The organism is Pseudoxanthomonas wuyuanensis, assembly GCF_900215535.1.
GTDB classification, from domain to species: Bacteria; Pseudomonadota; Gammaproteobacteria; order Xanthomonadales; family Xanthomonadaceae; genus Pseudoxanthomonas_A; species Pseudoxanthomonas_A wuyuanensis.
The window spans coordinates 1-8,675 of the sequence record NZ_OCND01000013.1 but is presented as its reverse complement, the minus strand read 5'-3'; the positions used below and the strand labels follow the sequence as shown (position 1 = coordinate 8,675).

8 protein-coding genes are annotated in these 8,675 nt (G+C 67.6%); 3 read left to right on the top strand and 5 right to left on the bottom strand.

Annotated elements, in window-relative coordinates; all coding sequences use genetic code 11:
• Nucleotides 1-733: 733 nt before the first annotated feature.
• Both CRO39_RS18810 and CRO39_RS18805 read right to left on the bottom strand, forming a co-directional pair.
• Nucleotides 734-2,923 (bottom strand): lytic murein transglycosylase, encoded by a 2,190-nt coding sequence (locus tag CRO39_RS18810; RefSeq protein ID WP_097123564.1) that lies wholly within the window; start codon nucleotides 2,921-2,923, stop codon nucleotides 734-736.
• Between the two features lie 92 nt (nucleotides 2,924-3,015).
• A complete protein-coding gene (locus tag CRO39_RS18805; protein ID WP_097123516.1) occupies nucleotides 3,016-3,414 on the bottom strand; it encodes a YchJ family protein in 399 nt (132 codons plus the stop codon).
• A 128-nt stretch (nucleotides 3,415-3,542) separates the two neighbouring features.
• Between CRO39_RS18805 and CRO39_RS18800 the strand changes: the two genes are divergently transcribed.
• Nucleotides 3,543-4,322, top strand: a complete 780-nt coding sequence (locus CRO39_RS18800) for a sulfite exporter TauE/SafE family protein (protein ID WP_097123515.1) — start codon at nucleotides 3,543-3,545, stop codon at nucleotides 4,320-4,322.
• 209 nt (nucleotides 4,323-4,531) lie between these two features.
• Here the strand turns inward: CRO39_RS18800 and folE are convergent, their stop codons facing one another.
• The 3 genes from folE to CRO39_RS18785 form a co-directional block, all read right to left on the bottom strand.
• Nucleotides 4,532-5,134, bottom strand: a complete 603-nt coding sequence (gene folE, locus CRO39_RS18795) for a GTP cyclohydrolase I FolE (RefSeq protein ID WP_097123514.1) — start codon at nucleotides 5,132-5,134, stop codon at nucleotides 4,532-4,534.
• Nucleotides 5,135-5,301: 167 nt separating this feature from the next.
• Nucleotides 5,302-5,853, bottom strand: coding sequence for a YdeI/OmpD-associated family protein (locus CRO39_RS18790; RefSeq protein ID WP_097123513.1), 552 nt, complete (start codon nucleotides 5,851-5,853; stop codon nucleotides 5,302-5,304).
• A gap of 180 nt (nucleotides 5,854-6,033) precedes the next feature.
• Nucleotides 6,034-6,765 (bottom strand): alpha/beta fold hydrolase, encoded by a 732-nt coding sequence (locus CRO39_RS18785; RefSeq protein ID WP_238394671.1) that lies wholly within the window; start codon nucleotides 6,763-6,765, stop codon nucleotides 6,034-6,036.
• A gap of 151 nt (nucleotides 6,766-6,916) precedes the next feature.
• Between CRO39_RS18785 and CRO39_RS18780 the strand changes: the two genes are divergently transcribed.
• On the top strand, nucleotides 6,917-7,480 hold the full coding sequence (locus tag CRO39_RS18780; RefSeq protein ID WP_202926335.1) for a sigma-70 family RNA polymerase sigma factor: 564 nt from the start codon (nucleotides 6,917-6,919) through the stop codon (nucleotides 7,478-7,480).
• Between the two features lie 3 nt (nucleotides 7,481-7,483).
• Entirely contained in the window at nucleotides 7,484-8,134 is a 651-nt protein-coding gene (locus tag CRO39_RS18775; RefSeq protein ID WP_097123510.1) for an NrsF family protein, read from the top strand.
• The last annotated feature ends 541 nt before the right edge of the window (nucleotides 8,135-8,675 follow it).

The window sequence follows — 8,675 nt, the reverse complement described above, 5'->3', positions numbered from 1 at the left end:
TGCGGCGAACGCTGCGCGCGTACTTGCTCCGCAACGAGGTTGTCTTCGCTCGCCCCCTCACCTGCCTTCGGCATCCTCTCCCCACGTGTGGGGAGAGGAGTCGGGAGCACTGGGACCGGATTGTCCGTCGCCACGCGATCTGCCCCCTCTCCCTCGCGGGGGAGAGGGTTGGAGTGAGGGGGCCGCACTTGCTGGGCCAATCTCGGGCGTTGCGGCGAACGCTGCACGCATCCTTGCTCCGCAACGAGGTTGTCTTCGCTCGCCCCCTCACCTGCCTTCGGCATCCTCTCCCCCACGCGTGGGGGAGAGGAGTCGAGCGCCGGGACCGGATTGTTCGTCGCCCTCACTTGTCTTCGGCATCCTCTCCCCTACGTGTGGGGAAGAGGAGTCTGGAGCAGCGGGACCGGATTTTCGTCGCCGCACGATCTGCCCCCTCTCCCCGCTCGCGGGGGAGAGGGTTGGGGTGAGGGGGCCGCACTTGCCGGGCCAACCTCGGGTGTTGCGGCGAACGCTGCGCGCGTACTTGCTCCGCAGCGAGGTTGTCTTCGCTCGCCCCCTCACCTGCCTTCGGCATCCTCTCCCCACGTGTGGGGAGAAGAGTCGGGAGCACTGGGACCGGATTGTCCGTCGCCACGCGATCTGCCCCCTCTCCGCCGCTCGCGGGGGAGAGGGTTGGGGTGAGGGGGCCACGGCGCCAGCTGCGTGCTTTGCGATGGAGGGTGAAAAGCGAGGCCTACGGCTTCCACTGCTCCACGCTGATCGTCTGCTTCAGCACATGGCGCTGGCCCGGGGCCAGTGCGATGACGTCCGGGCCGGCGTTGGCCGGCTCCAGCGCGACGAATTCGCGCCAGTGCTCGGCGCCCACATCGGCCATGCCCGCGGCGGTGGCGACGCCGGGATTCCATGCCACCAGCGTGCGGCTGCCTTCGCTGGCGATGACCACCTTGCGCTGCAGGCCCGGATCGCGCAGCTCGTAGCGGCCGCCGGCGTCGGTGTAGGTACGGTCGCTGCGGCCCGGGTCGCGCGGGTCGTGCAGGTTCCAGTCGCCGCGCTGCTGATAGCGGCTGTAGTTGTCGTTCTTGTCCAGGTAGGTCAGCCCGTCCAGTCCCACCACGCTGACCCGTTCCACATCGGAAACGCGGAAGTAGTTGTGCAGCGCCTGGGTGAAGCGCACGGTTTCAGTGCCGGTATTGGCGGTGACCAGCTGCTGTTCCACGCTGCGCCCGATGCGCAGCGTCATTTCCAGCGTCAGCGGCAGGCCCTGCAGCGGCGGCGGCACCAGCGTCAGCTGCAACGTGCCGTCGTCCTCGCGCCGCGCCTCGCGCAGCGACCAGGTCAGCGTGCGCACGAAGCCATGCGCCGGCAACTCGTTGCTCTGGTCCTGACGGCCGAAGTACGGCCAGCAGATCGGTGTGCCGCCGCGGATCGGCGCCGGTCCCGGCTTGGCCAGCGGCGACAGCCACATCGCGTCCTGGCCGCCCTTGGGCACGAACGACAGCAGTTGCCCGCCGAACAGGGCGACCGCGGCGGTGGAATGCGGGGTTTCGATCAGCAGGGCATCGAAGCCCTGGAACACGCCCAGGCGCAGGCCGGGAACATCTGACATGGCGGAAGTCCTTGTGACGGGGGAGTTGATCAATTCGGCATAGCCGGGCGGCAGCGCGAATGCAGTGCTCTTGGCGGGCGCGACCGCAGGCGCGGCCTCCAGCGCAGCCAGAATCCTGCGGCCGGCGCGGCCATCGGCCGGGGCCAGGCCCAGCCGTTGCTGTTCGGCCTGGATGGCGCGGCGGGTATTGCTGCCGATCAGCCCATCGGCCTCGCCGATGGTATGGCCGCGCGCCAGCAGCAGCGTCTGCAGCTGCTTGCGCTGCACCCGCGACAGGCCGGGGTCGTCGGTCGGCCATGGCGTGACCAGCCCGCTGCCGCCGCGCAGGCGGTCGGACAGCAGCGCGATCGCCAGCGCATAGCTTTCGGCGGCGTTGTACGAATAGATTGCGTCGTAGTTGCGAAGCACCAGGAACGCCGGCCCGCTGCGTCCGGCCGGCAACAGCACGGCGGCGCGGGCGTCGGCCGGCAAGTCGATGGCGCCGCCATCGACGCGCTTGACGCCGCGCGCCAGCCAGTCCGACAACGGCCGCCGGCTGGTGCGCCCTGCCAGGCCGGTATCGAAGTCGTTGGGAATACCGATTTCATAACCCCACGGTTCGCCGCTGCGCCAACCCGCGCGCTTGAGGTAGTTGGCGGTGGACGCCAGCGCATCGGGAATGCTGGCCACCAGATCGCGGCGGCCATCGCCATCGCCATCGACGGCGATGCGCGCATAGGTCGACGGCATGAACTGGGTATGGCCGAACGCACCGGCCCATGAACCGGTCAACCCTTCGGCGCGGATGTCGCCAGCCTGCAGCAGTTTCAATGTGGCGATGAACTCGCCCTGGAAGAACGGCTGGCGGCGGCCGAAGCACGACAGCGTGCCCAGCGACGCCAGCAGCGGGCGCTTGCCGAAGATGCGTCCGTAGTCGCTTTCCACGCCCCATACCGCCACGACCGTAGCCGCATCGACACCGTACTGCTGCGACACCTGCGCCAGCAGTTCGCGATGGGTGGCCAGCATGCGCTGGCCGTCGCTGACGCGCTGCTCGTCGACCAGTCCGGACAGGTAGTCCCACAGCGGCGTGGTGAACTCCGGCTGCGCATCCAGCAGGTCCAGCACGCTCATGTCCGGCTGCAGGCCGGCGGTGAACTGTTCGAAGCTGGCGGCGCTGACGCCTTGCGAGGCGGCCTGGCCCTTCAATCGCGCCAGGCAGGTGGCGAATGCGGGACTGGGCGTTGTCTGCGCCGCTGCCGGCGCCTGCGCCAGCGCAGGCGCCGCCACGGCGCACAGCACCGCGGCGCACAGGCCGGTCGCGAGAGCTTTGTTCATCATGCAGGCGTCCTTCGCCGGATCACGGCCGTCTACTTTGCCGCGTCCAGCCGGCAGATGCGACCCGCATCATTGACCGTGGACGCGCAGGTTCAGCGATGAATACCATCCAGGTACAGCCAGCGGCCATCGCTGCGGACGAAACGGCTGATTTCGTGCAGCTTCACCGCCGCTGCGCCGCCGCTGCGGTAGCGGGCGATGAATTCCACCTCGGCGCTGTCCGCTCCGGTCACGGCATGGCGCTTGACGGTCAGCCCCAGCCACACGGTGCGTGCGCCGAGTGCATCCTGCAGTTGCAGTTCGGCCGGGCAGGTATCCGGATGCCAGCTGGCGCGCAGGTAGGCTTCGTCCTTCATCACGTAAGCGGTATAGCGCGATCGCATCAATGCCTCGGCATCGGGCGCGACCGCACCGGCATGGTAGCGGCCGCAGCAGTCCGGATAGTGGCGGCCGCTGCCGCAGGGGCAGGCATCATCGGAAGATCGATTCATCGCCGCATTGTGCCGCCGGCGGCGGCCGCACGCATCGGCAACCTGCAGCGGAACGCTGTTTCCGCCATGTGGGCACTGACAAGCGCTGGGGACCGGCTTATGCTTGCGCGCCCTTTGCCCTGGACGCGTTGTTGGAACAGTTGCTCCCCGAACTGCTGTGGCTGGTCTGCATCGCCTTCATGGCCGGATTGATCGATGCCGCGGTCGGCGGCGGCGGCCTGGTGCAGTTGCCGGGGCTGTTCACCACACTGCCGCAGCAGGCGCCGGCCACGCTGCTGGGCATCAACAAGTTCAGCGCCATCTCCGGCACCGCCGTGGCCAGCTGGCGCTATGCGCGTGCGGTGCGGTTCCCGTGGCGGCCGGTGCTGTTTGCCGCGGCCACCGCATTCGCGTTCTCGTTCCTTGGCGCCACCGCGGTCAGCCTGCTGCCCAGGGAAGCGGTGCGCCCGCTGGTACTGGCGCTGCTGCTGGTGATGCTGGCCTATACGCTGATCAAGAAGGACTTCGGTTCGCTGCACCGGCCGCGCCAGGTCGGCCGCCGCGAACTGGCGATCGCGCTGGCGATGGGCGCAGCGATCGGCTTCTACGACGGCCTGTTCGGGCCGGGCACCGGCAGCTTCCTGATCTTCCTGTTCATCCGCTTCTTCGGCCTGGACTTCCTGCGCGCCTCGGCCGCATCCAAGGTGGTCAACCTGGCGACCAACCTGGCGGCGCTGTCGTTCTTCATCCCGGCCGGGCACATCCTGTTCGCGTTCGCGGTTCCGATGGCGCTGGCCAATGTGGCCGGCGCCGTCGCCGGCACCCGCCTGGCGCTGCATGGCGGCACCCCGGTGATCCGCAAGCTGTTCATCGCACTGGTGCTGGTGCTGATTGCGCGGATGAGCTGGGACACGTTCGCCGGCGGTTAGCGGACCCTGCTCTGCAGATGAGCGACCGAGCGCCACGCGCGGGGGCCGGGCGGGCTCAGCCCGTGCTTTTCATCGTTACGGCAAAGCGCGTAGCTGGCGCTGCGCTCCCCTCTCCCCAATCCTTCCTCCGCAAGGGGAGGGGCTAGGAGCCGGCCATCACCGGCTCACTCCGGAACACCACCGCGCGGTCCCGCGGCACCGCCCGCCACTCAACGCTTGCCGTTGGCCTCGATGAAGCGCAGGAACTCGGTGCGGGTGCGCACGTCTTCGCGGAACTCGCCCAGCATCTTCGACGTCACCATGCTGACCCCACGCTTGTGCACGCCGCGTGTGGTCATGCATTCGTGCGCGCCCTCGACCACCACCGCCACGCCGCGCGGCTGCAGCACGTCCTGGATGCACTGGGCAATCTGCGCGGTCATCTTCTCCTGCACCTGGAAACGGCGCGCATACGCATCGACCACGCGCGCCAGCTTGCTGATGCCCACCACCTTGCCGTCGGGCAGATAACCCACATGGACCTTGCCGATGATGGGCGCCATGTGGTGTTCGCAATGGCTTTCGTATTCGATGTCGCGCAGCACGATCATTTCGTCGTAGCCGGCCACTTCCTCGAACGTACGCGCCAGGTATTCGCGCGGGTCGATCTGGTAGCCGCTGAACCAGTCGCGGTAGGCCTTGGCCACGCGCTTGGGCGTGTCCAGCAGGCCTTCGCGCTGCGGATTCTCGCCGGCCCATTCCAGCAGCACGCGGACGGCGTCTTCGGCCTGCTCCTGGGTGACGTGGGGATGGGTGGGCTTGCTCTTGCTCATGGACGACGTACTCCCGTGCGGGGGCGTGATGTTAACCCATTGGTCCGCCGTTCGTTCCCTGCATCGCTGTGCCCCGGCTTGCGCAGGAGGACTGGCCAAATCCCATCCTGGGCGCCATGCACGCCGGCCTCTTCAGCGCAGCCGGCAGGTATCGCGGCCCGATGCGACTACTCCGCCGCTTCCGGCGCGCCCATGTTGCCCTTGCTGTACATGCCCGAGCGATCGAAGCAGCAGGCGCGGCGCTGGCCGCAGGCCAGCTTGTCGCAGGCGGTGGCGATGCGCTTGACCCGCGTTTCGGCCTTCTTGCCCGAGGTGATCCAGTGGATCCAGTCACGGCGCGCCACCGGCGTAAGACTGGCCCACTGCGCCTTGGCTGCCGGATGCCCGTTCAACGCCTTGCGCACATCCGGCGGCACCTTGGGTTCGGGTTCCACTTCCACCGGCGCCATTTCCAGCGTCACCGTGGCGCCCACGGCGGCGCCGGCGGCTTCGCGCAGCGCCTTGTCCACCTTGAGCCAATGGCTGCCGTGACCGTCCGGGTCCAGCGTGGCCTGGAAGGCATGGCCGTCCAGCGTGCCGTCCACGGTGACCTGGCTGCGCGCGGGCAGCTTGGCGCTGGCCTCGGCGGGCAGAACCAGGAACGTCCACGTCGCGCCCTTGGGCTGCGCCGGCCGGGACAGTTTGGCTTCGAAACGGATGGGGGTGGTGGTCTTGGCCATGGCAAAACGATAGCACTGCCGCCGGTGCGTTCGGCATGCCGCCAGGCCAAGTTCGACTGCGGTCACGGAGTTGCCAGTGGCGGCTGAGGCAGGCGGGGAGGTGGAACGCGGCCCGCCCCTGCGGCGCATTCGGATGCGGCGTGCGTACACTCCTGCCAAGAGGTTGAATGATGAATCGCGCTAGCGGCCTGCGGCAGCCAGGATCAGCTGTGCGATCTCCTGCGGGTGCGACAGCAGCGACAAATGTCCGCTGTCGAGTTCCACGACGCGTGCGCCCATCCGCTTTGCAAGAAAGCGCTGCAGTTCCGGCGACGTCGTATTGTCATCCTTCGAAACGGCATACCAGGACGGTTTGCTGCGCCACGCCGCAACCGTGGTCCGGCCGGCGAAGAGATCGGCTGCGATCGGTTGTTGGGCCGCGAACAGCGCCTTCGCCTTGGCCATGGGCAGGCCGTCGGCGAAGTAGGCAAGAAACGCGTCCTCGCGCAGGGTCAAGAATCCGTCGCTGGCAACAATGCCGGCGCGCACCGGCATGGTCGGAAAACCCTTGGCGAGTTCAACGAAATCCTCGTTCGCATCCGGTGCGCGCGCGGCCACATAGACCAGGCCGGTCACGCGCGGGTCGGCGCCCACTTCGCTCACCACGGTTCCCGCATACGAGTGGCCCACCAGGACCGTGGGCCCTTCCAGCCGGTCCAGCGCACGGCGGGTGGCCGCAACGTCGTCAGATAGCGAGGTGAGCGGATTCTGTACCGAGACCACATTGAGCCCGGCGTCATGAAGCAAGGGAATCACTTCGCTCCAGCTCGAGCCGTCTGCCCAGGCGCCATGCACGAGGACGACATTGCGGGCCTGTGGAGGTGGCGGTTCGCTGGCCTGCGCAGTGGCGCCGGCAAATGCCAGCAGCGCCATCAGGATTGATGCGATGGTGGGGAAAAACCTGCTCATGGGTGAACTCCGGGAAGGAAGCAGAATGGCTTCGTGCAGGTATTCGCTGGCGAATGGGCAGGTGTTACATTCCTGCCATCGCCGGATTCCGGCTTTGTTCAGTTCGAGAACGTCCGTGCCGCTGCCTGAACAGGACTGGGCCGATGCGCTGCGCCGTGAACGGGCGGGCGATGCATCACGCTACGCCGACTTTCTGAAGGAGTACTCCACCGTCCTGCGGCGCGTGGTAGGCGGCAGGCTTTCCGGTACGGGCCTGGACGCCGGCGAGGCCGAGGACGTCGTGCAGGAAGTCCTGATGGCCGTTCACCTGCGGCGCGACCAGTGGGACAGCAACCGGCCGTTGCTGCCGTGGCTGGGAGCGATCTCGCGTTACAAGACCATCGATGTTGTGCGGCGCCGCAGGTCCGAACTTCGCGCGCGGGTTGATCTCAGCGATCAACAGTGGGCGAACCTGTTCGAGGACGGCGCGGAGTTTGCTGGCGACACCGGCGGCAGACTCGAGCGCATGGTGTCCGAGCTGCCGAAGGTCGAGCAGTCGGTGGTCCGAAAGCTAGGCATGGAAGGCATGTCGGCAAAGGAAGCGGCCGAGGCCATCGGCATGAAGGAAGGAACGGTGCGGGTCGCCTTTCATCGGGGACTGGCGCGGCTACTGAAACTGGCGCAAGGCAAAGAGACCTAGACGATGGAACACGACACTCAACGGCAGACCGATGCGTTGATTCAACGCTTGGCCGGCGAAGCTGGCGCGGTGCGCCCTCAGCATCCCGCCCTGCTTCCACGCCTGCTTGCCGCCACTGGGATCTCGCTTGCCCTGGCCGTGCTGGTGGTTGCGGCAGCGTTCGGAATTCGCGACGACCTTGCCAGCCACGTTTTCTCACCGATGTATCTGTACAAAGCCGTTGCGATGGTGTGCTTCGCCATTGCAGGATTGTCGCTGGTGCGTGCGGCCGGTACACCGGGCGCTTCCCTGCGCCTTGCCGTGGCATTGGCGCCTGCCGTGCTGGTCCTGGTGGCGGGAATGATGCTGCTGGACGACAAGGTGACGCTGGCAGGAGCGCGTGCGGTTTCGGTTCCTGTCTGCCTGTTGGCCATCGTGATGGCATCGCTGCCCGCGCTGGCGCTGATGTTGCTGGCGCTGCGCCGCGCCACGCCCACCCGTCCGGCGCTCGCCGGCGCCATGGCTGGATTGCTGGCGGGCTCGATCGGCGCGCTCGCCTACACGCTTGCATGCGTGAACGATGGCACCCTGTTCGTTTCGGTCTGGTACTCGCTGGCGATCCTGATCGCTTGCGCGCTCGGTGCGCTCGCCGGACGAAGCGCCCTTGCCTGGTAAAGCGGGCGGACCCTGGCCGGGGATCGCCCCGGCGCACCCGGAGCGGGACGACGGAAATGGCACCGTCATTCGGGACAGAGGGAATCAATCCGCGTTACTCCGGAAGCCCGTAGGGTGGGCCTCGGCCTGAGGTCTCCCCACTTTTTTCGAAGCCAGTCGTCCCCCTTGACCAGCCATTGAGCTGTTGAAGGACGCCAAAGAGGGTTCCTCTTTCAAGTGCGGGGAACGCCTATTTGGAACCCGATGGCCAGGGCAGCGCGGGACACGCCGTAAATGTGTCCATGCAGGCTCTTCCGCGGCATCCATGCGCGGACGGTCCCGCACCGCCCTGGCCATCGACTTCTGGGCACTTGGTTGGCGCTCGAAGAAAGGCGTTCCGAAGTCGCGCTCTGTCATCTGCCCCAAAGTCGCCGGCCGGCGGGCTGGGGGTGCGGAGAGCAGGCCAAGGGTGAGCCAAGGCGGCTTGCGCGGCACTGCCGCGCGCCTTGGCGAACGCCCGGCGCGCTGCGCCGGGCCGGTTCGGTCCGCGAAGCGGAACGAG